At 46.0% G+C, this 26407-nt stretch carries 20 protein-coding genes; 3 read left to right on the top strand and 17 right to left on the bottom strand.

Features of this window, described 5'->3' with window-relative positions:
* Nucleotides 1-21 precede the first annotated feature (21 nt).
* From AC1VYS_RS10645 to AC1VYS_RS10600, 10 genes are all read right to left on the bottom strand, one after another.
* Nucleotides 22-912, bottom strand: a complete 891-nt coding sequence (locus tag AC1VYS_RS10645) for an ABC transporter permease (RefSeq protein ID WP_441929695.1) — start codon at nt 910-912, stop codon at nt 22-24.
* A gap of 282 nt (nt 913-1194) precedes the next feature.
* A complete protein-coding gene (locus AC1VYS_RS10640; protein ID WP_482914209.1) occupies nt 1195-2886 on the bottom strand; it encodes a type 2 periplasmic-binding domain-containing protein in 1692 nt (563 codons plus the stop codon).
* Between the two features lie 124 nt (nt 2887-3010).
* The gene (locus AC1VYS_RS10635; protein ID WP_482914961.1) at nt 3011-4639 is read right to left on the bottom strand and encodes a response regulator; all 1629 of its coding nucleotides are present in this window, start codon (nt 4637-4639) and stop codon (nt 3011-3013) included.
* A gap of 21 nt (nt 4640-4660) precedes the next feature.
* Nucleotides 4661-6421, bottom strand: coding sequence for a sensor histidine kinase (locus AC1VYS_RS10630; RefSeq protein WP_482914208.1), 1761 nt, complete (start codon nt 6419-6421; stop codon nt 4661-4663).
* 538 nt (nt 6422-6959) lie between these two features.
* Entirely contained in the window at nt 6960-7658 is a 699-nt protein-coding gene (locus AC1VYS_RS10625; RefSeq protein WP_482914207.1) for a hypothetical protein, read from the bottom strand.
* 165 nt (nt 7659-7823) lie between these two features.
* Entirely contained in the window at nt 7824-9353 is a 1530-nt protein-coding gene (locus AC1VYS_RS10620; protein WP_482914206.1) for an ABC transporter substrate-binding protein, read from the bottom strand.
* Between the two features lie 129 nt (nt 9354-9482).
* Complete coding sequence (locus AC1VYS_RS10615) at nt 9483-10391, bottom strand: carbohydrate ABC transporter permease (RefSeq protein WP_090924403.1); 909 nt, start codon at nt 10389-10391, stop codon at nt 9483-9485.
* Between the two features lie 17 nt (nt 10392-10408).
* Complete coding sequence (locus AC1VYS_RS10610) at nt 10409-11395, bottom strand: ABC transporter permease (RefSeq protein ID WP_186809556.1); 987 nt, start codon at nt 11393-11395, stop codon at nt 10409-10411.
* A 181-nt stretch (nt 11396-11576) separates the two neighbouring features.
* Complete coding sequence (locus AC1VYS_RS10605) at nt 11577-13190, bottom strand: response regulator transcription factor (RefSeq protein ID WP_482914205.1); 1614 nt, start codon at nt 13188-13190, stop codon at nt 11577-11579.
* On the bottom strand, nt 13165-14958 hold the full coding sequence (locus AC1VYS_RS10600) for a sensor histidine kinase (protein WP_482914204.1): 1794 nt from the start codon (nt 14956-14958) through the stop codon (nt 13165-13167). Before AC1VYS_RS10600 ends, AC1VYS_RS10605 begins: the two co-directional genes overlap by 26 nt.
* A 512-nt stretch (nt 14959-15470) precedes the next feature.
* On the opposite strand from AC1VYS_RS10600, the gene AC1VYS_RS10595 reads away from it, so the two are divergent.
* A complete protein-coding gene (locus AC1VYS_RS10595; RefSeq protein WP_482914203.1) occupies nt 15471-16889 on the top strand; it encodes a hypothetical protein in 1419 nt (472 codons plus the stop codon).
* Here the strand turns inward: AC1VYS_RS10595 and AC1VYS_RS10590 are convergent.
* The 4 genes from AC1VYS_RS10590 to AC1VYS_RS10575 all read right to left on the bottom strand — a co-directional run bounded on the left by AC1VYS_RS10590 (nt 16886) and on the right by AC1VYS_RS10575 (nt 20904).
* Nucleotides 16886-17488: a DUF4269 domain-containing protein gene (locus AC1VYS_RS10590; protein ID WP_482914202.1), complete on the bottom strand. Its 603-nt coding sequence runs from the start codon at nt 17486-17488 to the stop codon at nt 16886-16888. The two genes, AC1VYS_RS10595 and AC1VYS_RS10590, sit on opposite strands and share 4 nt — an antisense overlap.
* Before the next feature lie 5 nt (nt 17489-17493).
* Entirely contained in the window at nt 17494-17703 is a 210-nt protein-coding gene (locus tag AC1VYS_RS10585; protein ID WP_482914201.1) for a YwbE family protein, read from the bottom strand.
* A 290-nt stretch (nt 17704-17993) separates the two neighbouring features.
* Nucleotides 17994-18785 carry a polysaccharide deacetylase family protein gene (locus tag AC1VYS_RS10580; RefSeq protein WP_482914200.1) on the bottom strand — a complete coding sequence of 264 codons (792 nt, stop codon included), beginning with the start codon at nt 18783-18785 and terminating at the stop codon, nt 17994-17996.
* A gap of 88 nt (nt 18786-18873) precedes the next feature.
* The gene (locus tag AC1VYS_RS10575) at nt 18874-20904 is read right to left on the bottom strand and encodes a Na+/H+ antiporter (protein WP_482914199.1); all 2031 of its coding nucleotides are present in this window, start codon (nt 20902-20904) and stop codon (nt 18874-18876) included.
* A 207-nt stretch (nt 20905-21111) separates the two neighbouring features.
* Between AC1VYS_RS10575 and AC1VYS_RS10570 the strand changes: the two genes are divergently transcribed.
* Nucleotides 21112-21411, top strand: a complete 300-nt coding sequence (locus tag AC1VYS_RS10570) for a hypothetical protein (RefSeq protein WP_482914198.1) — start codon at nt 21112-21114, stop codon at nt 21409-21411.
* Nucleotides 21412-21507: 96 nt separating this feature from the next.
* Here AC1VYS_RS10570 and AC1VYS_RS10565 read toward each other — a convergent pair whose 3' ends face one another.
* Nucleotides 21508-21990 (bottom strand): MarR family winged helix-turn-helix transcriptional regulator, encoded by a 483-nt coding sequence (locus AC1VYS_RS10565; RefSeq protein WP_482914197.1) that lies wholly within the window; start codon nt 21988-21990, stop codon nt 21508-21510.
* A 289-nt stretch (nt 21991-22279) separates the two neighbouring features.
* Here AC1VYS_RS10565 and AC1VYS_RS10560 point away from each other — a divergent pair, with 289 nt between their 5' ends.
* On the top strand, nt 22280-23410 hold the full coding sequence (locus tag AC1VYS_RS10560; RefSeq protein WP_482914196.1) for an FAD-dependent monooxygenase: 1131 nt from the start codon (nt 22280-22282) through the stop codon (nt 23408-23410).
* A gap of 86 nt (nt 23411-23496) precedes the next feature.
* On the opposite strand, the gene AC1VYS_RS10555 is transcribed toward AC1VYS_RS10560, so the two are convergent.
* Together AC1VYS_RS10555 and AC1VYS_RS10550 are read right to left on the bottom strand one after the other, a co-directional pair.
* The gene (locus tag AC1VYS_RS10555; protein ID WP_482914195.1) at nt 23497-23727 is read right to left on the bottom strand and encodes a hypothetical protein; all 231 of its coding nucleotides are present in this window, start codon (nt 23725-23727) and stop codon (nt 23497-23499) included.
* A gap of 90 nt (nt 23728-23817) precedes the next feature.
* Nucleotides 23818-26397, bottom strand: coding sequence for a beta-mannosidase (locus AC1VYS_RS10550; protein WP_482914194.1), 2580 nt, complete (start codon nt 26395-26397; stop codon nt 23818-23820).
* Nucleotides 26398-26407 lie beyond the last annotated feature (10 nt).

Here is a 26407-nt window from a genome sequence, read left to right as displayed (position 1 = left end):
CTTCCTTCTATGTTCATTCGATTAGAATATGCGGTATCCGGCGTATTTTTTGGCCAGGCTGTAAGATACAAGGATCAGAACCATACTGATGACGGATTTGAACAATCCAATCGCGGTTGCAAAGCCCATCTCTCCATTTTCCAACGCCGAGCGATATACGAATGTATCAATGATGTCTCCCGATTGATATACGAGCGGATTGTACAGGTTGAAAATCTGGTCGAAACCTGCGTTGAGTACGTTACCCAGAGCCAAGGTTCCAACGACCATCAACATCGGTACAAGAGATGGAATCGTGATGTGAAGCGTTTGCTTCCAGCGGTTCGCTCCGTCAATCTCTGCCGCTTCATACAACGCCGGGTTAATGCCGGCAAGTGCTGCCAGGAAAACAATCATGTTATAACCGAATTCCTTCCACACATCCGTCACAATGATTGTTGGACGGAACAGACTGTTATCCCCAAGGAAGAAGTAAGGCCCAAGCCCAAATGTACCGAGTACCCGGTTCACCAGTCCTCCCGTTGACAACAAATCAAGGAGAATACCGCCCAGGATAACCCAAGACAAGAAGTGAGGTAAATATACCAACGTCTGGATCGTACGCTGAATGGCCATCTTGCGAACCTCATTGAGCAGAATGGCGAACACAAACGGAACAAACAAGTTAAAAATCAGCTTGAGTACAGCGATGATCAGCGTATTCCAGATAACCTGCAAGCTGTCCTCTCGTTCAAATAAATATCTAAAGTTATCAAGCCCGATCCAATCCGAGCCACTGATACCAAGCCATGGTTTGTAGTCCTGGAATGCCATAACAATTCCGCCCATAGGCACATAACTGAAAATAATCAGAAAGATGATGGCTGGCAGCAGCATTACGTGGAATGGCCAAGTTCGTTTTAAAGTTCTCATGATTGCTCCCCCTGTAATTCTTCCTACTCAAGTACTTCCTGAGTGGCTCTATATGCAAATTATATCAACCTTCCAGCACCCCCAAACAGCGCATAAAAGCAATATAAATGGCACAAAAGCAACTACTTTGGACATGTACTGGAACGAGGAACTCTTGGAGCAGATAAGCCGCTATTTTACGGGATTTTTCAACAATTACATTACGACAAAAAACGAAAAACGCACAGACCGCTATCGTCTGTGCGTTACTTCTGGTTTTACATATTCACCGCGTATAGCGGACTATTTTTTCACGCCGTCATACCACGTGTTAACCTCTTGAGTGATCTGATCGCCGCCACCGGATTTCCATGTTTGAACATACGTGTCAAACGCATCGACTGGACTCTTGCCATAGATGATCTCATTAAAGGTTTGGTTCTCGATTTTGTTGAGGTAATCCAGTTTGGATTTCATCGTTTTTGTCGTTGGGCCTGTGAACATGTTTTTGAACGAAATATCTTTCTGTTCAAGCAACACTTTCGCTGCGTTAGGCGTCTCTTTACCATAGTTCGCTGCTACATCTTTTTCCAATTTGGTTTCCGGCTCTTTGCCATCGGCCAAATTCATCAAAGCTTTCATTTGTGCATCCGGAATACGCGCACCATCACGCACGAGCAAATAACGTACTACGTTGACATGCCCGCCATCAATGTCTTCATACCGTTTTTGTTTTCCGTTTGCATCTAATTGATAGTCATAGCCTTCAAACAGACCGTTATCATATTCACTTCCCGGTTTCGGGTCTGCATAATTATCAAACAGATAGTTTTGATACGTAAAGAATGCTTCCGGGTTAGCCATATCTTTCTTGATCAAAGTAACACCATTGACAAATGCTGTACCATGGCGCATCGCTTTACCATCAGGACCACTTGGGATCTCGATTGGTTTCCAAACGGCACCTGGGACGTTTTTCACCGTATCGTTCAGTGGCCATCCACTCATCCAGTATGGACCTGGAATGATGCCGGCTGTACCTGCAACGGCCGGTTCTGCCGTTTTATTTTCATCCCATAGCGCTGCTTCCTGAGGAATGTAACCTTTCGTCAGCCATTCATTCAGCTTCGTCAAACCTTGTTTCATACCCGGGTTAATCGAACCATACTCCAGCTTGCCATCTGCACCCACATTCCATTGTTGCGGCAAGGTACCATATGCACCAAAGATCCAGGATGGATCTCCCATCCATGTGTTCATGGATTTCTTGAAACCAATGCTCAGCGGTGTGACTTTGTCTGGAGCTAATCCATCCGGATTTTTATTTTTGAACGCTTCCATCACGGCTTCCAGCTCGTCAATGGTTTTTGGCGCTTTCATGTTCAGCTTGTCCAACCAGTCTTGACGAATCCAGAGCAGGTAGTCGTTGTTGTACGCGTAATCCAGTACGGGAATACCCATTCTTTTACCGTCACGGCTGTATTGATTCCATACGTTTGGATCTTGCTCCATTGCTTTTTTCCATGTGTCTGAAGCATATTTATCGAACAACGGTCCAACTTCCTGATACATACCCGAGTCAATCAAATCTTGAGCAACCAGATTGTCCGGTTGTCCGATCGTAACGATATCAGGCATTTCCTGACCAGAGGACATCGCCAAACGAAGTTTGGTTGCGAATGCACTGTTCGTATCGGTTACGGACCAAAGGGATTTAATATCAATACCGAATTTGTCCTTCGCCCATTTGGTAGCGACGTTATTTTCCATCGATTCGCCGTTTTTGAATTTCAGTTCCGGGTCAATGCCCCACGCTGTCGTAATCGTTACTGCCGGGTCATACTTTTCTTTGTATTCATTCTGAGCTCCCGTGGAGCTTGGTGCTGCACTCTCTTTGCTTTCATTGCCGCCCGAACATCCTGCAAGCACAACCGTCAGACATAGCGTTGTAGCGAGAAGCGACAAGAATCTCTTTTTCGTTGATTGCGCTCTCATGTTGTTCCCCCTTAAATCGTTTTGGTTACCCTTTCATTATAGGACGGGTCAGGCACATCAGCCTATGATACGAAATCAAGATTTCTGCACCTTTGGCAACCTATATCCGCGAAATATGTTGTATTTATGTCTGATCCCGGAATTCATTCGGTGTCAATCCATAATGTTTTTTGAACATTTTGCTGAAATATTGCGGATTTTGATACCCCAGTTCACTCGTGATCTCATATATTTTTTTGTTTGTGTTTTTGAGCAGATACAGTGCACGTTCCATACGCATACGAATCATATAATCGCCTAGCCCCTCGCCTGTCTCTGCTTTGTATATCTTCGAAAGGTATACCGGGTGTAGATAAACCTTATCTGCAATCATTTTTACGGAGAGGTCTTGCCCGGTGTCTCTTGTTACCAGTTCCTGTACCTGTTTGATGACATGTCTGCGACTTTGTGCACCCTCCTGATCGGACAGTTCCTCTTGCAATTTCGCCAGCATGTCCATCGCCCACCGGCGTAGCTTCTCTGGTGATTGGATTAACTGATGTGCCAGCAACAGATCAAACCCCGCATGATCGATCTCGTGTACCAAGTGACCCTGTTTGTGGGCAATATACATAAAAGCATTGGTAACAGACAAGTACATCTCATACATATGCTCTCTGGACAAGTAAACCTGCTCCGCGGCATCAAAAACAGCATTCAATTTTGCAGCTGCCGCTTCCCACTGTTTGGTCTCCAGCAACTGAGGTAGTACAGGCGGCTTGTACAACTCTTCTATAGCTTGGGTTGCATCAGTTTCAGTTCGTTTGTTCAAGTTATTTTCCATATCCATATAGATGATTTTGTGTTCTTCCGGCCCTGATAGTATAAGGGAACCCAGACTTTTACGATAAACGTTGGTCAGTTCTTGAAAAGGAAATGGCGGGGTCACAACTACCGATAACTCCCCTTGAAGGTAACGCACGACATGCTCACGGAAGGTCTCAACTGCAACTCGCATGTTCGTGCTCCCTAACCGGGATAGCTCTGCCAGTTCCCGGTTCTGGAGAAACATAACCAAACAATCATGAGGCCCGCGGCTCCACCAGACATGGTACGTCTCTCCCAGTACTTCCTCTGCGATATTCCCCACAGCGAAATCCATCAGATCAAGCGACTGTTGATCCATGGTTGCAAACCGCCCAGCCAAGCGGATCAGCATCATCGCAGCAGACTGCTCCGGCTCCATATGAAGCTCATATTGTTCTAACTGCTCACGCAAAGCTTTGGATGAAATGACTCGGCCGAGCAGCAAATCATGCATTAGATTCTCTCTTAAAATCTTGTAATCGGATTTACGGCTGTAGAGCAGACGATGATACTTGTCGAACTCGTCCCATTCATCCCGAAGTGAGGTAATCGCCGCGGAGACTGAATTCATAAACTCATCATCGTTGACAGGCTTCAAAATATAATCTGTTGCCTTTAATTGAATCGCTTTTTTGGCATAGTCAAAGTCACTGTGTCCTGTCAGCAGAATACAGCGCACATGAGGCCAGCGCCGGTTTACTTCCGAAATCAAATCAAGACCTGTCATACCCGGCATACGAATATCTGTAACGACGATATCAACTGCATTCTCCTCCATGACCTCCAGTGCTTCCTTGCCCGATGCCGCACGCAGCACTGTCGTGACTCCAAGTTCCCCCCAAGGAATCGTTAACTCCAAACTTTCCGTTACATACGTTTCATCATCAACAAGCAATATATCAATCAATGTAGCCACTCCCTCTTTCACTTATATTGACTCTTCGTCCTCCATCAGAGGTTGTTGTTCCACTGGCCATGACAAGGTCACACGCACTCCACCAAGCTCCGATGCTGAGAGGTCGATGCCGCCCTTCCCTCCATACCTGAGTTGAAGCCTCTGGTTGACATTCCATAACCCGCAACCCATCTCCTGATCCATCGTGCCTGCAAGTTTGATCAATAGCGCTTCGCGAGCTTCTCGTGTCATCCCTTGACCATCATCTTCAACAACTAAAAACATAGTGCCGTCGCGTTGCTCACCTGACACTCGAATCTCGCCAGCCTCGGCATCCGGTTCAATGCCATGGATAACGGCGTTTTCAACTAAAGGTTGTACGATTAGCGGCGGTACCTCGATCCGAAGCATATTTTCCGGCAAATCCAGCGTATAGTGGATGCGCTCCATACGCATACGTTGAATTTCCAGGTAGTTGGTTACAAATTCAATCTCTTCTGATAACGGAACGACATCCCTTTCCTGTCTTGTTGTATACCTGTAGTACCTCGACAGATTGTGAGACATGGCCACAACGGCATCGACACGCTTCAGCTTCGCCATACTTGTGATGAACGAGAAACAGTTATAGAAGAAATGCGGATTAATCTGGGACTGAAGCTGCTTTAACCGGGCTTCCCGGACATGGATCTGCTCCAGATATACGTGTTCAAACAACTGCTGTATCTTTTCCACCATGGAATTAAAACGTTCGGACAAAAAGCTGAATTCATTACGACCTTTGGGCTCAATACGAACAGAGTAATCCTCCTGCTTCAATCGCTGAAAACCGCGAATCAGTTGCTTCACTGGCACTTGAACTTGCACATACAACAAGTACGCAGCAATACAACTCATCAGTAGCAGACAGATCATCGCAGAATAAAACAGGAGATTCGACTGGTGAATCGGTTTCAAAATATCAGACAGTGGCATATAATCGACCAAATACCAGCCGGTTGTACTCGATTTCACAGAATTGACCATGTATGGCTCATTCCCGATGACGATCGTGCGATTTTCCACGTCTTGCAGTGCATGGCTGGATAACTCTTTAATTAATTGATTGGTTAACGTGTGGTCTGATGTCCGATTATAGATCACCCCTGTTCCTTCACGAAAATAGAACGGGTCGTGTCTGCCGTCGCCTTTGAATTTATCGAGCATATCGCGGATATTGTCACTGTCAAATTCGAGCTTGATGATCGTTTCTGCGTTCTCCGCAGGATTCTCGATGCCATAAGGAGATACGGTGATCCAACTGAACTTGAAGCGATCATTTTGCCCATCCTTAATCTTGTGCACATCCCAGCCAGAAATGAGACTTTCTTTTAAAGCCTGCTTGTCGTAAGTACGAGCATCTCGCTCCGAGATCACCCTGCCGAGGGAGGGAGAGTACAAATATAATTTGGTTTCCCAGTTAGAGGAGCTTTCCTGAATACTCAGCTTGTTCTGAATTCGCTTAACGAGATTGATTGCATCCAGATCAAAATAACGGCTCTCCGCAAAGATGCGCCGAAAGCTCGCAATATCGGGGTCATGAATCAACAAGTTAGGCCATGAAGATAACAACTCAATATTGGTATTGACCTGATTTTGAAAGAATTCAAGCTGATTGCTGTTCGAACGGTTAAGCTCTGCCCTTAGTACGGCTGTTGTTTTATGATTCGAATACCAGTACAGAAGCACAACGGGAATAAGCATGATCAGAATTAAAATGACCATCTTGGAAAACAAATTTGTCCGGTATGACATGGAAGTTTCATCTCGCTTCTCTTGATTTTCTAATTTCTATAGAAGTTGAACTACCGATTTTACACAGTCCACTCCGATGACAGAATAACCTGGAGAGTAGCGGTTATCCCCAGATTTTTTTGAATCCCTTTTACTAAGGGAAAATCCGGTGATAAAGGCGAAGGTTATGCTTACGATGTAGCTTTCTTTCAGAAAGCTTTTAGCTTCGCTTTTTCAGGTTTTTTCTGTCCTCTCCGTTAAAGTGTAAAAAATTATCAACTTATATCGTGACATTAATTTTAGTCAAGTTCGCTGTAAATACAATCTATTTCTTGCACATGAAAATAAATAGAGTGTGCCACTATTCATCGTACGTGTTATCAACTCGATCGAAAAGGAGATAAAACCAATTTTTCAGCACTAAATTCAACTTCCGCACACAAAAAAACCGGCGGTAAGCCGGCTCTGTTCGTATGCATTGACTCCCCTTTACGTTTTCCTTCTGGAAGTGATTTATTTATTGTTATGTACTTGAAACTAGAGTCTTGCATATTACGAACTAAGGAATGTCATAATCCAGAACACTATTGGTTCCGTCAACTGCCACATCTAGTACGATATCCTTCAAATTGCCCCTGACTTCGAGCGGACATTCTGCTACACCAGAGAATTCAAGTTTTCCAGTGAAGGTCTTCCTTGGCTCAATCTCTATTGGCATCGGCTCTAATCGAACCGACTTTAAGGAATCGGACAGCGGATCATCCTGATTATGATAACTTCCGGCCAAGTCAGGTTTAACTGTGGCAACAACCGCGGAGTTGCTGTAGTTTTTCAGCGTCAATTTACAGCTTGCCAAGGCTTGTCCATTGGATGACACATCATAAGTGCATGAACTGTCATTCTGCATATAAGATATGCTGCTCATGCCCTTTGCTCCCCATTTCACTACGTACATCAGCTTGTCTGTCATAAACGAATAACTGAATATGATGATCAGGACAGCAATCCATAACGTTCTTGCCAAGAGTGGAAAATCACACACGATTTCCTTGCGTGTAAGATAATATCCACAAGCCAGCATGCCAAGTCCAAAGTACATCGTAATATGTACACCACTTAAATATGATGTGGTATAGGGGGATATGCCAAGGGATAACAACAATGAATCGCCTACTGAAAAACCGAGATGATGTTTAAAGGTAAAGATGATGGCAAATAGCAATAATGCCCCTGAGAACACAAGCCTGGTTCTCGACACACAAACACCTCCTAATCAACCTCCTGATTATATCATATTTTTCCTATTTTTGATTAACAATCCAGACACAAAAAAGGAGTTATCGACTTTTCACCGATAACATCCCCTTTTGCGTCCTGCCAGACGAAGTACATTTGATGTTAATTACTTCGTCAGAACATTTTTTTATTTTTTAGCCAGGAATGCATCCAATTGCTCCTGTTTGGCCGCGATAATTTTATCAATACCTGCTGCTTTCAATTTTTCCAAATACTTCGGAATCATTTCATTCGGATCAACGGCACCCGAAGTCATTCCCGGCTTAAATTGTTTGTTGACGTTATTTACAGCCGCAATTTCGTTTTTAACCGACTGGCTGTTAAACGTGAAGCCAAGGGCAGGAGATTTCACGCCTTTCGCGTTAAACTCTTTGAACTTTTCCCATTTCTGTGGATCTTCGTTATCCCACAGATAGTTCAGGAACTGGTTACCCAGTTGCCATTGTGCACCTGGATTGTAGGTACGGTTATTCGCATCTACGCCGTCAGGCAACTTGATAATGTTATCTTGACCTTCTACTTTTACATAATGTTTGCCTTCAATACCGAAGTTGAGCAAGTTGTTAATTTCTTTGTCGGAGTGAAGTAAGTTAATCACTTGCATTGCTTTCTCCGGCTGTTCGGAAGAACGGGAGATGGCAAGCATCGCACCAGAGGCATCGCCAGTTGTAATTGTTGGACTTGTCATCTCAATTTGCGTGAGCGGATGTCCTACGTACCCTTCTTCTTCCTTATCTTTACCTGGCTTCATGCCATCCGTCCACATGAATGCTTTCCCGGCTTTTGCCTGGTCTTTCGGGAATACATTGGACGTTGCTGCATCACTGTTGATGTAACCCGCTTGGTACCATTTACGTGCAAGTTCGGCTGCTTCTTTGAACTCCGGTGTTTCCACCTCGTTCAAAACGGTAGTCTCCCCTGCTGTCTTAGAGATTACGCCAGGTACCGACGCATCACCGAGGTAATCCCAATCCAGATTTTCCAAGAGTCCGTTACCATTCGTATTGGACATGTAGAACGGAGTAACAGACGGCTCGTTCTCTTTAATGGTTTTGAGTAGCGGTTCCAGATCAGCCCATGTTTTTACTGCGGTCAGATCCAATTTGTATTTATCAGCCAGATCCTTGCGTACCAGCACGCCGCGTGTTGCCGCAAGTTCCTTGTTCGTTGGTACGCCATAGTTGACGCCATCCACCTGGGAACCTTCCAGGAAGGCTGGGTCCAGATTTTTCTTGATATCCTGACCATGTGCGTCAAGCAGATCATTCAGCGGCAGGAATGCCCCCTTCGCCACGTTTACCGTGTAGTTCTGCCAAGCAGCTGTAAAAATAATGTCTGCTTTTTCCCCTGAGGAGATCATCAGGTTCAGCTTGTTATCCCACTGTCCCCAGTCCACCGCATTGATTTTGATGGTTGCTCCAATCTTTGGCTCCATCTTTTTATTGATTTCCGCTTCAACAAGAGCCACATCTTTCTGTGGTGTTCCCGGATAGAACAAGGAAACCTCATAAGGCTTTTCATTGCTAGTGTTCGGTGTACTGCCTTCAGCACCCGGTGTTGCAGAGTTCCCCTTGTCGGACGAACAGCCAGCAAGCACCAGTGCCAGCGCCATGGCCGCCGCCGTCATACGTGACCATACTTTTAATGATTGAACCAATTGAACCCCTCCTGTTCATATGATGGACCCTTCACCGTTTAGCCCCAATTCCTAATAAACGGTAAGCTTTCTGTATATGCCCTTTCGTCTATCTTCGGTTGATCCTACTCACTCCCTAACCGGCCGGAGTTATCCTTTCACAGCACCCACCGTCAGACCTTTGATGAAGTAACGCTGGAAGAATGGATATGCCAGTACAATTGGACCAATACCAACGACAGCCATTGCCATTTGCAGCGTTTTGTTTGGCAGATTGAGAAGTCCGCCCTGCGAAGAAATCTGTGAAGAAACGTTGGAGTTGGTTGTTAAATATTGAATATCGAGCAGCGTCCGGTACATAAGGTACTGAAGGCTGATCGTCCGGTTATCCGAAATAAAAATCATACTAAGGTACCAGTCATTCCAGTAGTTCAGCGTACTGAACAGCGCAACAGTTGCCATAACAGGCAATGAAAGCGGCAGTACAATTCGCAAAAACGTTTTCAATTCACCTGCTCCATCGATACGAGCCGATTCCAGAATGGATACGGGAATGGAGTTCGCAAAAAACGTACGCATGACAAGGACAAAGAATGGTGACAGAAGTAGTGGCAGGATCAATGCAAGGATCGAGTTTTTCAAATCCAGCACGTTGACGTACACCAGATACCAGGGAACCAGTCCTCCGTTAAACAACATCGTGAAGAAGATGAAAAAGGCGAACCAACCGCGGTACGGTAAATCTCTCCGCGATAACGGATAAGCATATAGTGCAGTCAAGGCCACACTTGTAATCGTACCTACGACCGTAACAATGATAGAAATTCCATAAGAGTGAATGATCTGATCCATATCTTTAAATAGGAATTCATAGGCTGTAAGGCTGAATTGCTCCGGTATGAGCTTGTAGCCATTGGCAATAACCGTTGTCTCGTCCGAGAAAGAGATGGCGAAGACCAGTATGATCGGCACGATACAGGCAATGGCATAGAATAGAAACATAAAATGAATGACGGCTGCGGAACGCTTGGATACAGCTAATGGATCACGTGTTTTCACAACTGACTTGCCTCCTCTCAAAATAATGCATTATCTTTGTCGATCCGTCTAACGATGGTATTCGACACCAACACCAGGACAAAACCGACAATCGCTTGATACAAACCTGCTGCAGATGACATCCCGATGTCTCCACCTATGAGGAATGTCCGATATACATACGTATCAAGTACGTTGGTTACAGGGAAAAGCGCACCTGATTCCAGTGGAACCTGATAGAACAAGCTGAAGTCTGCATAGAAGATACGGCCAATCTGAAGCAGTGTCATAATAACGATTAGCGGAATCAAGAATGGAATGGTGATAAAACGAATCTGATGCCACTTCGATGCACCATCCAGCACAGCCGCTTCATAATATTCTTCATCAATGCCCACAACAGCGGCGAGATAAATGACAGCATAATAACCAATATTTTTCCACGTATTCACCAGCGGCAGGATATACGGCCAATACTTCGGTTCCGAGTACCAGTCAATCGGCTGTCCTCCGAACATTTGCAGTATGGTTGAGTTCATAAATCCCGAGTCCTTGCCGAGGAAAGCCAAAACGAGATAACTAACCACGATCATCGATAAAAAATAAGGCAACAACATCAGCGACTGATACAGTTTGGACATCGCTTTGTTTTTAACCTCGTTAAGCAAAATGGCGAGTCCTACACCGACAGTAAGATTAAGTGCAATAAACACGGTGTTGTAGGCAAGGGTGTTTCGCGTAATCTCCCATGCATCGCTGGTTGAGAACAGGTATTTAAAATTATCCCACCCGCTCCACGGGCTTCCCCATATTCCATCCGCGTAATTTACATTTTTGAATGCGATCAGAACGCCGAACATCGGCATATAATTGTTTACCAGCAGAAACAGAATGCCTGGCAAAAACATCAGGTAAAGTACCTTGTACTTGCCAAGATTGTACAACACGGACTTGCGCTTTCGAACCGTGCCTTCCGGTATCTCCGATATCCGTACGCCCTTACCCGCTTGGGGTTGTGTCTTCATAACGTGTTCTCCCTCACTCCTCTTGAATTCTTCCTCAGGATGAAGCTCCGTGCGCCTCCTGTGGTTCAAGTATACGGCGGGTCGATCAAGTCCTCTATCTGCTGTGGTGACCTATTCAGTTATCAAATTATGACTTTCATCCCATAAAAAACAAACAAAAAGCGCAGCATGCTGCGCCTGATTACACGGTTCTGGATTGTTTGCGAAACTCCTGCGGCGTAATGCCGGTGCATTTTTTGAACATTTTCGTAAAATGAGAGTAGTTATAGTACCCGACTTTACCCGCGATATCCGTCACCTTGACGGTAGATTGAGACAAAAGCGTTTTCGCCATAGCTACTCTGCGCTGAAGAATGAATTCGGACAGGGACATTCCCTTCTCTTTACGGAACAAGCGGGACAGATAAGCCGGGTTAAATCCGGCAAAAGCAGCCAGTTCCTCGCGCATCAGCTCTTCACCAATATGGTTCTCAATGTAGATACATAACTGATCCACAATCGACATCGGATTATGATCGTCCGGGTACAATATTGGAATGACGCGATCAATGAGATCAAGTGTCCACTGTTTTAACTGCGGCAATGACCTTGTAACTACCGTTTCTTCCGGCTCCCGTTCTCCGGGGTACAAGCTGCGGATGGATACATTTTTCTGATGCAGCAGCGGGTAGACAACGTGTAACATGGCATGGAAGTAGAGCCGCAGTATCTCTGGAGATAAACCCTCCTGGGCAGCAAGCAACTCGAAGATTTCATCCACGCGTTCCCGCAAATCTTCTACTTTACCTGTTTCAAAAAGGATAGACAGCTCCGAGAACCATGGGATGGGCAAAAACCGGTCTTCTTGATCCCGATCTCGCTCATCGTAAACAAAAACCTCTTCCAGCTCCTTAATGTTGCGCCGCTCCATATCCATCAGTTCATTTAACATACCTTGCAGTTCGATTACAGATACGGGTGCACCGACATAACAGGACAAACGGCAATAGAAGTATGTGCCACACTCCTGAATATAACGCTGGCAGCGCTGTTCCGCTTCACCCGCAGCAAGGATAACGCCATCTTGTTCATAAGCGAGCACAATGTTTAACCCGCTGTGATCCTGGAATACCTCACCCGGCTTATCGCCGAGCAATATTTCTCTGGCTGCATTGCGGAGAGCATATTCCAGCACCTCTTCATCGCGCAGATTAAATTCGCGCACCCACTCTTCAACTGAAATCACGATGGGCAGTACGCGCACCTCGGGATCAATCTCTGCACCGTACAGTTCAGCCAGTTGCTGTAGTCGCTGTGGTGTAAGGGTACTTCTCTGAGACACCGCATCCTTCCAAAATCGTTCCGTCAGTAAAGGTTTATGTGTTTTCCACCGGTTGTATACGGTTTCGTAAACTTCGTTCGTGCGGGTGCGCTGTTCTCCGTCACTGATCTTCTCCAATGCCCTTGTAACGACTTTGAGAAGTTGGTCAGCGGGAGCAGGCTTCAACAGATAATCAAAGCTGTTCAGTTTGATAGCGGTCTGGGCATAATCGAACAACGCATGACCTGTCAGAAATATCGTCAGGATGCCGGGGTCATGCTTCAATACCCAGCTCTGTAGGTCCAGTCCCGTTTCCCCGGGCATTTCGATATCACATATCAAAATGTCGATGGCATGGGTTCGAATGACCTGTCTTGCTTCTTCGACATCACATGCCCCAAACACCTGATCTATGCCGGTCGCCTTCCAGTCTACCCCTTCCAGCATAGCCTGCAAGGCATACACTTCATCATCCACGATTAACAGGTTCCGCATGAGTTCCCCCTTCTTGCTCCTCGGTCTGAGCAGGCAGATAAATGTTTATTGCAGCGCCTCCGTCTATCCTATTTTCAAACATTATTCTGGCCTCCGGGCCATACTTCACTAACAACCGATGGGCAACATTCCATATTCCGATATGATGGCCCCCGGGATCTTTGGCATATTCCCCCCGTTGCAACTGCTCCAGCAGCACTGATTCGAATCCTACGCCATTGTCCATAATTTGAAGCTGGAGCGTACCGCCTCCGGCCTGAGTGCCCGCTGCTTCCGTCAGGTGGGCGGTAATTCGAATTACAAATGACTGCATTCTGCGTTGAAAACCATGGATAATTGCGTTTTCAACAAAAGGCTGAATTGTCAGCGGCGGCAGAACATATTGCCCCACATCCTCGCCAATATCCAGTTCAAAATCAAGCTTGCTCGGGAACCTCAGCTTCTGAATCTCAAGATAATGCCGAATGTGCTCCATCTCTTCATCCAGCGTAATCACACGTTTGCCAGCTCTTAAGCTAGATCTGAAATAATCCGCCAGATGACCCGCCATCTGCTGTACGAGTTCATGTTTTTGCAGGGAGGCTAAGCTGTGAATAATATTCAGAGAATTCAGGTAAAAGTGAGGATTAATCTGCATCTGCAATTGTTTGAATTCTGCCTCCCGTGTCCGCAGCTGCTCCTCATACACGTCAATCTTCAGATGTTGAATCTCTTGAATCATCTGATTGAAGCTGCGTGTCACAAACTCCAGTTCAGACGAGGATGGCGCATCCAGCGTCACATCCAGTTCCCCCCGGCTAACCCTTCTCATTCCCCGAATCAGAGCGTTCATTGGACGAAACAGAAGCTGTCGCAGAAAAAAAAGTGCCGTGATCAAAATAACGGCTGCCCCGATCGGAAGCAGTCTGATGATCTGCTGGAAAAACGGCAGATTACGCATCATATCTTCCTCTGGCAATAACACGACATAGTTCATCTCCGACATTGCGGAAGGAATGCCAACCATTAAATATTGACGAGCCGCGCTACCCCGTTCAGAGATCACCTGATATGGACTTTCCAAACCGGTCAAATGATCTGCGACCAACCTGATTTGTCCGGCATTCAACGTAGAATCCGATAAAGCTCTGCCATCAGGTGTAACGATAACCGCACCGCCTCTGTCCCCCGATTCAGCAAATTGTTGCGAATCATTCAGCGCATTCATATCAACCAGTGCTCCGGCATAGAACTGCTGATTAATCCGTACCGTTTTCACAAGCGCATTAAACGATCCTCCGCGAACAATGCTCCATTCCGGCTTCTGAATATCACCCTCCAGTTGCCGCAACTGGGCAGGCATATTACGCTGTACCACCGATTTTTTAATATCATAATTACCTGCGGTCGCGAGCAACAGATCATCATTCACCGCATCATACAGATAAAATGAATCGATGAGATTGTAAAATCCGATATCGGTCATAAATTTGTTCATAATTCGCTGCTTGGCAATGGTGTAGTCTCCGCTTCCGTATTGAAGAAAAAACAGGGAGATTATATCAGGGTCCCGCTCGCCCAAGCTGTATAAATATCGATTGGTTTCCTGTAATACACGCTCATTCTGTTCCACGTTTTTGGCCAGATGATTCATATTGGTAAGGGATACTTTGTCACGCACGACCTTCATGGCGTACACGTTGTTGTAGTACAACAGCATAAATAGCGGCAACATGATTAGCGTGAGTCCCACAATAAATTTAAAGCGCAATGAACGGATCAAGTTCATACATTAACGTCCTTTTGATTCAGGCTGAGCTGAATTTTTCTAATTTCTCCCTGAAGATGGCATGTATATTGTAATCACCTCGGTTTGACGTTGTCTATCAGGTCCGGTGACCCAAGGATGTGCGTTCTTGTGACTTGATATAGCCATATGCTCTGTCGTGTGATGCTTCGTTTCACTCATATAATTCTCTGAATGTAAAAAAAATCCTGCTCTATAAGCTGAACTAAAGACGTTTACACCGAGCACTCCAATGACAGAATAACCTTCCAATCGCTGTTATCCCCAGATTTTTTTGATTCCCTTTAATAAAAGGGAAAATCCGGTGATAAAGGCGAGCGCTCCGCTTCTCCAGGTTTTTTCTGTCCTCTCCGTTAAAGTGTAAATGAATAGTTCAATTTAAGAAGCAGGATATATCCTTTGACTCTCATAACCTCCTTGAACATCCGGGCTTGACATGCATAGGATATAGCACTCCCAGGATCGATGACCCGGGATACAGGGAGGCTGTTATGATGATAAATATTCAACTCATCCCGTTGCATTATGTCTATTTGGCTTTTATTATCTTGATTATCGCCGTCATGGTTCGTCGCAAAGACACAACGATCATCTGTGTCGCAGGCATTATGACCATTGGACTGCTGGCAACAGAAACGTTAAGTGGTTCTGTCACCGGGGTTTTCAACAGCTTTATCTACGCAACAAAGGAATTATTAAGTACAATCTTTATCATTTCAATTATCGTTGCGATGAGTCGTGTTCTGATCCGAACAGGTATTAATGAAGTCATGGTCACACCGCTCACCCGATTTATTCGCACGCCTCAAGCTGCATACTGGGGCATTGGACTTATCATGATGGTCGTCTCTTTATTTTTCTGGCCATCTCCTGCAGTAGCCTTGATTGGAGCAGTACTTTTGCCCGTAGCCGTTCGGGTAGGATTACCTCCAATTGGAGCTGCCATCGCGATGAACCTGTTTGGGCATGGCATCGCCTTGTCAGGAGATTACATTATCCAAGGTGCTCCCAAACTTACTGCAGACGCAGCAGGTATTCCAGTTACTTCAGTGATGGCTGCCAGTGTTCCTCTCGTCGTCGTCATGGGTACGGTATCTACTTTTACCGCCTTCTGGATGCTTCGCAAAGAAATGAAATCCACCCAGTGGAAGGAACAGGAGCTTGAGCAGCCACAATCATCAGCATCTGAGTTACAGTCAGAACCCCATTCCCCTACACCCTTCCCGACAATGCCTCTTCGTCTGAGAAAAACATTCGCTGTACTCATTCCGTTGTTATTCGCACTGGATGTCGTACTGATGTTTGTGCTGAACCTTCAGGGCGGGGATGCAACGGCACTAATCGGCGGAACCGCCGTCGTTATTCTTATTGCTGTTTCCATTGCCGCACATCGTCATAACGGATCAGAGGAAACGACTAATTATCTTATCGAAGGATTCCAGTTCGGATTCAAAGTATTTGGTCCGGTCATTCCGATTGCCGCATTCTTTTATCTCGGGGATGCTGCCATTACGGAGTTGTTTACAAACCCCTTACCTGAGGGCTCACACGGGATCGTCAATGATCTTGGCGTTGCACTTGCGGGGATTGTGCCGATGAATGGAACCGTTGGGGCAATTACAATGACCGTCACTGGAGCTGTAACAGGCCTGGATGGCTCAGGTTTTTCGGGAATTTCCCTTGTGGGGTCCATTGCTAGCATGTTTGCAGGCTCAGCAGACTCGGCGCCGGTACTTACCGCACTGGGCCAAGTAGCTGCCATCTGGGTTGGAGGCGGAACGTTGATTCCGTGGGCGCTAATTCCGGCAGCCGCCATCTGCGGGGTCAGCCCGTTTGAGCTGGCACGGCGTAACCTGAAACCGGTTATACTCGGATTAACGGTAACTACAATTGTAGCGATCTTTCTCATCTAAAATGTGACGCGTGACCTGGCAAAGTCCCACAGTTCCGTTTCCTGCAGGCTGGCTAGATCTCGCATTGCTATGTAAGGATCACCCTCTAACCCTAGTACATGAGCGAAGGCAGGCTCTGTTTTCCACCCTGCTTGCTTAAGTCTGCGAATCTCGCGGTGTCCCGCCTCTCCCCAACATTGTAACAAACTCCATTCCACCTGCATGTGAAGGTAAGCATTTTGCTGATCAATAGGCACCGATTGGGCAAATATCTCGACAGGCCATGCCCCCAATTTCAGTTCACATGTAACATATGCTTTCTGATCTGAATTACCAACTCCGTATGTCCACTGTATTTTGCCGTTAAGCGCAATAACCTCGAGTTGACTTCTCACCGCTGCTTGATAAGTGTCCAGGTCGTCCACATAACACAGCACATCCAGATCGCTGTCAGGAAGATCAACATCGATCGGTACCGTTCCAGCGGGGTAAGCGGAGTAGGGAGCAAGCATAACTAGCAGTCTGCTATCCTGCAGGACACGGTAAGCATCTTGCTGACGTTGATTACCAGCCGACAGATGGGTCAGCACTTTATCGGTAGTATCCAGCCTCCCCTTCATGCTCATTACGATGGATTACCTGCGGAAATCACTTGTTTCACTCGTCCCACTTGACCATTCGTCAATCGCACTTTGATGCCATGGGGATGTGAAGGAGAATTGGTTAACAAATCCTTGACGATTCCTCTCGTCAGTTTGCCTGAGGATTGATCTTGTTTCAGTACGATATCAACCTCTAGGCCAGGTCTGATGTCAGCTCGCTTTTGTCCATTCAATATATTCACCTTCTCTAATGTTATATTCGGCTCTAATCTAAAGACTTAATCTATTGTAGACGTTTCGACTGTAAAACAAAAGCGTGTGACTGTTCTCCGAAACGTTTGGCTTCATCTCCAACAAGCCCGAATGCATTTGCTTGAAAAAATTCATGTCAAACAACCGCAGACCATGATTAATTCAGGAGGCCTGCGGTTGTATGTAACATAAACATCATTTTATGCGGTCTTGCTTTCAGTTCTGTTTGCCCTCCACAGGCAAGGGTTCCTTGCTGTTCATCTTACTGGAACTAGTGCTGCCTCTTTGGTAAACCAGACGACATCCCATCCTTGGCAGCTTCACGAGCTTTAACGGCAAGAAGTTCGGATACGGTAACAAACTGAAAACCTTGCTCCTGCAGTTTAGGCAAAATCGTTCGCAGGGCATCGATCGTGTGGGATCTGCTCTCCACTTTGTCATGAAACAAAACGATGTCTCCATTGCGAGCATTCTTTAACACTTTGTTCGTAATCGCGGATACACCCGGTAGAGCCCAGTCTCGAGTATCCTGATGCCAAGACCATAATACGATGGTGTACCCTTTTTGCTTAGCAGCCTGAATCACCATGTCGTTGTAATACCCTCCAGGTGGTCTGAACAACAATGGGCGCTGCGCACCTGCACTCACAATCGAAGCCTCTGCTGCTTCCATGTCTTTCATGTATTTGTCCGCTTTTGTGGAGCGAACGGCATACGTGTGTGCAAAAGTATGATTTGCGATCTCATGCCCTTCCAGCTGCTCCTGCCTGACAATGTCAGGAAATTTCTCTGCCCATTTCCCGAGTACAAAAAAGGTTCCCTTTGCATGATACTGTTTAAGCAACGCTAAAATTTGCGGTGTCTGAACAGGGTCTGGTCCATCATCAAAAGTCAGTGCGATCAATTTGTCCTGTGTGGGAACTTCCCACACGATCTCGCCCCGTTCTTCGTAATACTGACGATTCTTCTGAACGGGCTTGGCATACACTGAACTTGTCAAACTGCTAAGTATCATTCCGGTCAGCATGAATAATGCGATGAATCGGGTGGCTTTCAGGGTCATATCGTATCCTCACTTTAATTTTCATACGTCAAACTCTCCGTTAGCATTGCCCGATTCATGTGAACTCATGAATGTTGATTAATAATGATTAATCGTTTTTCAGAGCAGTTGCTTCTACATCATTGATATAACGACGTAATTTGGCTGCAACATCGCGTGTAATCTCCCCGTTCTCATATAATTGCTGTACGGTATTACGCTGCTCCTGAATGGCTACCATCTGAAGCTCCAATTTATCCTGATTAAACGGATCTTCAGTCGTCTTATCCTGATTCCAGGCACGCAGTTTCGCAATGACCCGTTCATATTTAGAGATGACCGAGAGGGCCGCCACACGATTGGTGTCATTCATCTGTGCTCGGATAGCCTTGATCGCTGCCTGGGACGTACGCAGCTTTACTTTGCGAAACAGTTCTGCATTTTCAAGCATAAAGGGCTGTTCTTGTTTGCTGGAACGGTTTGTGAACAGTTGGCTGAGCATTCTTCCGATTTCATTAAGCGACGCCAGTAGCTGAGTGTTCGTCCGGTTGGAGAGCATCATCTCCTTGCGATCCAGCCAGTTATCACATTTGAAAGCCGCTTCGGGACCAAGGGCATTTTCGTCCATCATCACTTCAATTTCTCTACGCTCCGCACGGGTAGCGATCAAATTGATAGCTGTTTCCTGTTTCTGCAACGCTTTACGGTTATCTACACTAAGTTGCCCTGTCACCTGTTTGATATATTTGGACAGGTCGGATACAACGGCCAGTGCAGCGGCTTTATTTTCTTCGTTCATCTCGGATTTGACCGCTCGAATGGCGGCATTCAGCATAATGTCCTGTGCTCTCCGTTCAGACTTATGTGGTGTGTTTTCCTCGGAGGATTTCCCCTCGTCCTTGGCTAACACAGGCAATAACACACTTGCAGCAATCAGAGAGAACAAAATGACGCCAGCTGCCAGAAAAATAATCAAATCTCGCTCGGGAAACGGGGAACCATCCTGTAGTACAAATGGAATCGAAAATGCACCAGCCAACGTTACCGCACCTCTAACCCCCGATAAGGAGAGAATTGTAATTTCCTTGAAACGGGGTTTGCCAATAGAGGACTTGGCACGTAACCATTCATTAACTTGCCAGAACAAGTAGATCCACAGGAAACGAAGCAGAACAAGTAGTCCTGAAATCAGCAGTACATATCCTAACACTTCAAAGTTATTAAATGACACGTTCACAAAGATCTTACTAAGCACATCGGGAACCTGTACACCTAGAATAACAAACACCAGGCCGTTCAAAATAAATAAAATAACAGACCAAGTGCTCGCAGACACCACTTGCATCTTAATCTGAACCGATTCAGCCCGGTCACGTTCAATCGCATGAATGATCCCGCCTGCAACCACAGCCAGAATGCCGGAAACTCCGATCTCTTCACTCACCAGATAGATGACAAATGGAGTCAGAATCTGAAGCAACATATGGATCGTTACATCCTCCATTCCCAATCTGCGAATCCATACCCCAAGCCGAATGAACAGAAAAGACATGAGCGCTCCAGCGATCAAACCTCCTGCTGCGATTATAATGAAACTAACTGTCGCTTGGGCGAGTGAAAAAACCCCCGTAACTGTCGCCGCAATGGCAAATTTAAATGCGACCAGGCCCGAAGCATCATTCATCAACGCTTCGCCTTCAAGAAGTCTATGTATGCTTTTGGGCAGATGCACACGTCCAGCCATAGCTCCTACAGCCACTGCATCTGTCGGAGAAAGAATGGCCGCAAGTGCAAATGCGGCAGGCAGTGGAATGGTCGGGATCAGCCAGTGTATGGCATATCCGGCAACAGCAACCGTAACGAATACCAGCCCGAGCGCGAGCAGAAGAATCGGCGCTCGCAGATTCCATAGTTCGTTTCTCGGTGTTCTTTTCCCATCGTTGTACAGTAAAGGAGCGATAAAAAGCACAAAAAACAATTCCGGATTCAGTGGCAGGTGCACACCAGCCGGTAACAAAGCTGCAGCTATACCTAGTGCAATCTGAATAAGCGGAACAGGGATGAACGGTATAAACCGGTTCAACACGTTAGAAAAACCGATCAGTCCCAGCAATACAAGTACCGCAATGAATAGTTCCATGATGACAACCCTTTCCGCTGTATAAGTAACAAATTGTTCATGATGCCTTATTTTAACAAAAACATAGGTGTTTATAACAAAGTTTTCATATTCATTTACCCAATTCAATGGAGCTGATACGCATCGTACCAAAACATTTTGATTGAGTTCATATATAAGATGTACAATATGTGAGAGACATACTCTGTTAGAAAGGAACGTTCATCTATGGCTTTTGGGATCAAACGGCAAGAACTTGCAGCATGGAAAGAACGTGTCGCTCGTGGGGAGATCGCTTATCTCACTCATTTCTGGATCGATTCCAGATTTCCTGGCATCACCAGTGTTACCAAAGTAGGCTGCGCCGACCTGAATCGTCTGGAAAAATGGTGCAACGAACACGGTTTAGACCCACGTTACATTCATCGGAGACAACCCTTCCCCCATTTTGACTTAATGGGCAGCAGACAGAAAGCCATACTTATACAAGAAGGTCTGAACGATCATGTATCCCGCTTTCATCTATAGGCACTGCTGTAACACGTAAAACGCCAGTCTTCACAAATTCATGCCCGGTAGTGGGGACGAATAGATGAGGACTGACGTCTTCAGGTGTCATACGCATTAACGGTACGTCTGCTCGAAAGATTTCATATCTTCCAGCAGCTTCATTTCTATTTTCTTGAGCATGCCCAGCATTAACTGCTGCTCCTCCTCCGTAAGTGCTTGTAACAATTCCCATGTCATGCGACCGCGGTTGGCATTCAGCGTTCTGGTTAATTGCTCTCCCTCGTCCGTTAAGGATAACCACACGATTCTGCGGTCTTCCTCGCTACGTTCGCGTTGAATGAGATTCTCACTTTCCAGTTGATTAAGCACAATGGTTGTTGCTCCGGATGACAGACTGAGCTGACGAGCTACATCAACGGCCATGCAGCGTTTTTCACGTAAAATCATGCCTAATATATGGATTTTCGTTGGATTCAGTTTGCAGTTCGTTTCCGACTTTTGCTTCTGATCCAATACTTTATTTTTATATCTGAAGAAGGCCTCCATCAATTGATCAACGTTTGCCAATTGCGAGTTTCGCTCCGTATTCGGGCTCATATCCGTTCCTCCTGCCTTTCATCATAACCTGCCTTATATTGTAACATATTTACACACATTTGGTTGTGAAAAAAAACGAGGTACCCTGGTGAGCAACTGGATTCATTTCTTTGTAATAATAAAAAAATTTGAATTTGGCCTATTGTATATAAGGAACACTTTGTTTATAATAACGTATATCCTTTTAAGTTACTTTTAGTTACTTAATGATTTAAATAAATCTGTTATCATAAAGTAAACAATTGTCATCCACATATCTTTACCATTATATAGCAAGGGAACCATGCACATGAAATCGATGAAACCTCAAACAAGCGATATCAGTCATACAGATGTATGTATCGTTGGGGCAGGGCCGGGAGGCGCCTTGCTTTCCTATCTACTGAACCGGAAAGGCATCTCTACATTACTCATTGAGCGACAGCCTCATCTGCATAAATCGTTCCGTGGAGAACTGCTGAATGCAGACGGAGAAGCTATTTTGAAGAAACACGGATTATATTCCCACATTCAAGAGCAGGGCTTATTGCATCTGGAGCAGATTCAATATTGGGAAGAAGGAAACATTATCCATACCATTAACCCCGATCCAAGCAAAGGGGAGTATCATGTTGGCGTGCACGTACCACAAGACCATCTTCTCGAAGCGATTACGGCCCAGACTGAAGCACTAAGCCCGTTACATCAGGTTCGCTTTAATACAGTCATGACCGGTTTGCTTCGGGACAAGAGTGGTCGTATTGCTGGCATTAACGTGCGGCAAAATGGTGTTCCTGCCTCCATCCGAGCATCCGTAGTAATTGGTGCTGACGGCAGATATTCAGCGGTACGCAAACATGCTGGCCTTGTACCCGAGATTCGCAAGCACGGCTACGATCTGTTATGGGCACGTATTCCTGCCCCATCAGGATGGGAACCTGCCGTTCGCATGGCAAGCATGGATGGTCAGCAGCTCGCGTTATTTTCACAATACGGCGGTTATGTACAGATTGGATGGAACATTCCCGAAGGAGGGTATGCCAAGCTGCGTGAACAGCCCTTTGCTCCTTTTGTAGGTAAGCTGGTAGCCGCCTTCCCTTGTCTTGCCGATTCTGTCGCTGCACATATTAAGGACTGGAGTGACTTCGTATTGCTGTCCGTTGAGAGCAGTTATAGCTCCAAGTGGACAGATGACAATGTCGTGCTTATTGGGGATGCTGCTCACACGATGACGCCAACAGGAGCGTTTGGTCTGAACGCTGCGTTAGAGGATGCCGATATTCTCTCTGAACTGCTCTTGCAGTTGGCAGAGGACGAGTTCAAATCTACCGAGGTGTTGCAGCAGTTGCAAGCCATTCGTGGCTCCAAAGTACAGCAACAGTTGTCACGCCAAGTGGAGATGGAATCCTCTTTTCAGCAGCGTTATGAATCCTTCCGGTAATTAGAGATCAGGCTGCCAGTATAGATTTAAACCAAAAGTAAAGAAGCCATGTTAGTCCCTTACGGGCTATCATGGCTTCTAACTTATCAACGAGGTTTATCTTGCTCTGCCGGCTTATCAGGAACAGCATGATCGGGATGTCGCTCACCATACTTCGTGTTGGGCGACAGGTTGCTCTGATCATATACGGCTTTTTCCAGACTATCGATTCGACGAAACAACTTTTTACCCTTACGGATAACATAAACGATGAAAATAACCATCAGAATCATAATCAATAGAAATATGAAGATTCCGGGAAAAAACACAAAAGACATTCTGTGTACATCCTCCTCTCATGTTACATATTTCAATGTTGTCGGAATGTACAATCGTATACTACTCTACGTAGAATGCTTACACCGGTTTCAAATCTCAATACCATTCATCGCACTTACCGTCAGCTCGGTGAGTGGCAAACTTTTAATCTCTGGATGCCGAAGGGTTACGGTTCGACTCTCCCCTGGAAGCAGATCAAAATAGTTATCACTGAATCGAATTCGTCCTAGAGGCAGTTCCAGCTTCACCATACGTGCAATCGCACCACTCGCAGTAACGGTAACCGATTGTTCCTCTTCGTTCACATGAACGCTGAGCTGGCACTGTGGCAGCGCGATATCCTTAGGGTCACGCAAAAAGTAACGATTCATGGGCGCATTAAATCCTTCGGCCTGCAGCTCTACCATCACTTCTTCCGCCTGTTTTATGCCGAGTACTTCGGCCTCCTCCAATGTTTCGATCTGCATCGAAGATTGAGCAGGCGCATTCACTTCATATGTGGTGGAATGCAGCCGCTCTCCATGAAGGTCATAAACATGCAGCCGAAGTTGTCCCGCCACTTCATCCTGTGTATCGTTAACGATCCATAAGGCTAGCGGTTGTCCAGGCTCATGCTCCAGCGACAGTAGCACAGGGTAAAAGAACGTTTTTGCATAATAAAAGGAGGCCTTAGGCAGCAGTTCATAATCAATCATCGACCAGCTTGTACCTGGCCAACTGTCATTTAGTTGCCATACCAGAGCACCGCTGTTACGATCATTGATTCGTCTAAAATGTTCAATACCATAGCGCAGTCCCTCTGCCTGCGTCAACATGGAAAAATTCATGTATTCCTCTATATTCTGAGGAATGCCCGTGTACCCTTCCATCAATAGAATGCCTTTCTGATGATTGGTATCCTTGTTGCGATAGGCCATTTCGGGACTACCCCAGTAAAACTGACCAGCAGGCATATTTTTCTCCAGCGTGTACCGATTAGCCGAAGCATGCATGCCAAATTCACTGCTGAACAACGCATGGTCCTTTTTATAATTTCTAAACGTGACTCCTTCAATGCTGTAATCCAGCACCGGTACTTCTCCTTGTTTCCTCGGATATACAGAACCGTGCCACACCTGCCAGTTATGTCGATCTCCGGTATCCGGATCATTCGCGTCCTGTCCATGGTTTCCGCCATAAGGTGAAGAAGGCCAATATGGACGAGACGGGTCAAGCCGCTCCAAAACCTCAGGGATTAACTCATGGTAGATATGTTCCCCATAGAATGGACTTGTGATATCACCGCTCGCCGTCTTCATGTCGAACAACCAATCGATTTCGTTGTTACCACACCAGATCGCTAGCGAAGCACGGTTACGTAAACGAAGGACGTTATTCTCAACCTCCTGCTGTACATTGTGCATGAAATCACGATTGAAATCCGGGAATAGCGCATTGGCAAATGCAAAATCCTGCCATACGAGCACCCCTTGCCGATCACACTCATCATAAAAGACATCTTTTTCATAGATGCCCCCTGCCCACACCCGTAACATATTCATATGTGCTTCTACAGACAACTCTACAAGTTCATGGTATCGCGAGCTCGGAATTGTTCCAATCAGCTGATCTGCAGGTATCCAATTTGCTCCCTTGGCGTATATTTTGACTCCGTTCAGTATAAAAGCAAAGCGCCCCTCTCCCTGCTCATTATGCAGCGCCAGTTCAATCGTCCTTATGCCATAAGGTTGGTCATAACGATCCACAGCTATGCCATCCGCATACAACGTAACTTCCAGGTTGTACAGATAGGGTTCACCCAGATCATGAGTCCACCATAAACGGGGGTGAAGCACGTCTAACTCCGTCTCTGCTTTACCCTCAGTCACAGACAATGAGGCAGAACTTGCCACAACATCTCCATTGTTGTTCAGAAGGCGAATATCACAAGTGGTAACAATAGGCTCTGTCCGTTTATGCCTGCTGCGGAAAGAAAGAACCGATTGTACATTTGCCGTGACTTGGACTCGGGCCTGTTTCTCACTCACAGACTTCGTTCGGGCGTACACATTCTGCAGCTTGGCAACCGTGTAGCGCTCCAAGCGTACAGCTCCCCAAATGCCCACTGTTACGATGCGCGGCCCCCAGTCCCAGCCAAAATTCATTGCTGCTTTACGCAGCCAAGGGCGTTCTTTCGTATACGAAGACCAGTCAAACATCTCCTTATCACGATGATGAAGATGAAGTGGATCAAATCGCACCGCAATGGCATTCCAGCCGCTTCGCACCAGACGGGTCACGTCCAATGTGTGAATCATTAGCATATTAGCTGTTTCTCCAACCTCATGTCCATTGACATACACCGTAGCAAACGTGTCCAAACCCTCAAACACTAATTCAATACGCTCCTCGGGTGATGCATCTGAATCCAGATTAAAGGTAGTGCGATACCACCATTCTTTCTGCTCAATCCAGCGACTCTTGGCATCGTTATGTCCAAAATAAGGCGCATCAATGATACCACGTTCTGCAAGTGCTCCATGCACATCCCCAGGCACCGTTGCCCCGATCCAGAATCGGTCATCCAGCGCTGCAGCAGCGACATCCATTGCTCGCTTTTCTCCAACTTCGTAATGTTGTATCTTCCACTGTCCTGATAGATCCTGACTTGAACGATAAACGTTTACCATTGTACCCTTG

It is taken from the genome of Paenibacillus sp. G34, from assembly GCF_056856875.1.
This window is presented reverse-complemented; position numbering and strand designations above follow the sequence as displayed.

Coding starts and splice junctions, on each gene's coding strand:
- AC1VYS_RS10600 (WP_482914204.1), bottom strand. CDS start 14,958: ATGAACTTGATCCGTTCATTGCGCTTTAAATTTATTGTGGGACTCACG.
- AC1VYS_RS10550 (WP_482914194.1), bottom strand. CDS start 26,397: ATGGTAAACGTTTATCGTTCAAGTCAGGATCTATCAGGACAGTGGAAG.
- AC1VYS_RS10610 (WP_186809556.1), bottom strand. CDS start 11,395: ATGAAGACACAACCCCAAGCGGGTAAGGGCGTACGGATATCGGAGATA.
- AC1VYS_RS10605 (WP_482914205.1), bottom strand. CDS start 13,190: ATGCGGAACCTGTTAATCGTGGATGATGAAGTGTATGCCTTGCAGGCT.
- AC1VYS_RS10595 (WP_482914203.1), top strand. CDS start 15,471: ATGATAAATATTCAACTCATCCCGTTGCATTATGTCTATTTGGCTTTT.
- AC1VYS_RS10575 (WP_482914199.1), bottom strand. CDS start 20,904: ATGGAACTATTCATTGCGGTACTTGTATTGCTGGGACTGATCGGTTTT.
- AC1VYS_RS10580 (WP_482914200.1), bottom strand. CDS start 18,785: ATGACCCTGAAAGCCACCCGATTCATCGCATTATTCATGCTGACCGGA.
- AC1VYS_RS10560 (WP_482914196.1), top strand. CDS start 22,280: ATGAAATCGATGAAACCTCAAACAAGCGATATCAGTCATACAGATGTA.
- AC1VYS_RS10555 (WP_482914195.1), bottom strand. CDS start 23,727: ATGTCTTTTGTGTTTTTTCCCGGAATCTTCATATTTCTATTGATTATG.
- AC1VYS_RS10565 (WP_482914197.1), bottom strand. CDS start 21,990: ATGAGCCCGAATACGGAGCGAAACTCGCAATTGGCAAACGTTGATCAA.
- AC1VYS_RS10590 (WP_482914202.1), bottom strand. CDS start 17,488: ATGAAGGGGAGGCTGGATACTACCGATAAAGTGCTGACCCATCTGTCG.
- AC1VYS_RS10640 (WP_482914209.1), bottom strand. CDS start 2,886: ATGAGAGCGCAATCAACGAAAAAGAGATTCTTGTCGCTTCTCGCTACA.
- AC1VYS_RS10630 (WP_482914208.1), bottom strand. CDS start 6,421: ATGTCATACCGGACAAATTTGTTTTCCAAGATGGTCATTTTAATTCTG.
- AC1VYS_RS10570 (WP_482914198.1), top strand. CDS start 21,112: ATGGCTTTTGGGATCAAACGGCAAGAACTTGCAGCATGGAAAGAACGT.
- AC1VYS_RS10645 (WP_441929695.1), bottom strand. CDS start 912: ATGAGAACTTTAAAACGAACTTGGCCATTCCACGTAATGCTGCTGCCA.